Source organism: bacterium (genome assembly GCA_024228115.1).
In the GTDB taxonomy this organism is placed as follows: Bacteria; Myxococcota_A; UBA9160; order UBA9160; family UBA6930.
Window position 1 is genome coordinate 1 of sequence record JAAETT010000222.1, and the last position, 1023, is coordinate 1023.

General features: G+C 56.6%; 1 pseudogene. It reads right to left on the bottom strand.

What is annotated here, in order from left to right:
• Positions 1-97: 97 nt before the first annotated feature.
• A pseudogene (locus GY937_10245) lies at positions 98-883 on the bottom strand (site-specific DNA-methyltransferase).
• Positions 884-1023: the final 140 nt, after the last annotated feature.

Below are 1023 nucleotides of genomic sequence, written 5' to 3' on the forward strand. Positions count from 1 at the left end.
ACACTACCTCGCGGCTCTCGATCGCGAACTCGACACCGATCCGACCGACACCGATTCGCCGTTCTGACGAGAAACCAGCACTCGCGCGCGACCACGGCTAGATGATCAGATTTCTACGGTTTCTCGTGATCGCCAACACCTCGAAGCTCGCATCCACGAAAGCACCCCGGATTCGGTGCTTCACGAGCCCGACAGAGAGGTGTGTAATGTCAATTCCGATCCACGGCCTACCTAGCTTCTGTGCCGCCTCGATTGTCGTTCCGCAGCCGCAGAAGGGATCTAGAACCACAGCCCCCGGAGTACTGCTCGCGGCAATTATCCGTTCGAGCAGAGCGACTGGTTTTTGTGTTGGGTATCCGAGCCTCTCCTTGGCGACCGGGTTGATCGCGTTCACGTCCGTCCATACGTCGTCGATCTGTTTTCGACCGCTGCTTTCCGACAGATATTGCTTGTACGAGTAGTTCGCACCTTCCTTGGTCGGCTCGATCAGCCTGTTCTCGTTCTTGAGTCGCTCGAGCGTATCTTCGGAATAGGTCTTCAACAGAGTCTTCCGATACACACCACGGCCGTCTCCGTCGTCCCACTTAAACCGCTTAATATACTTGTCTTCGTAGGGGATAGTGGGCGCGTCCCAGTTCCAAGAGTCACCCTTCGCGTAGAAGAGCAAAACATCGTGCGATTTCGGGAACTGACGTGCTCGCGCCTTGCTGCTTCCGGAAAATGGCGTGCGCTTCCAGACGACTTCGTTTCGGAATCCACGCACTCCGAAAACAGCATCCATCAGGATCTTTAGGTAGTGGCTGGCTGTGGGGTCGCAGTGCAGGTAGATCGAGCCGGTTTTCTTCAGTACCCGACGCAGCTCTTCCAGCCTTGGGGCCATCATGGCTAGTCCCTTGTCACACCAAAAGCTGGGGGTAGAGTCGTCGCAGTTTCACGCGGGCTTGTTGGGTCGTGAATTGCCAGTCGACGCCCTTCGTCGTTCGGTTGCGATCGTCTTGCCAGGCTTGGACTTGGCGCGTGAGA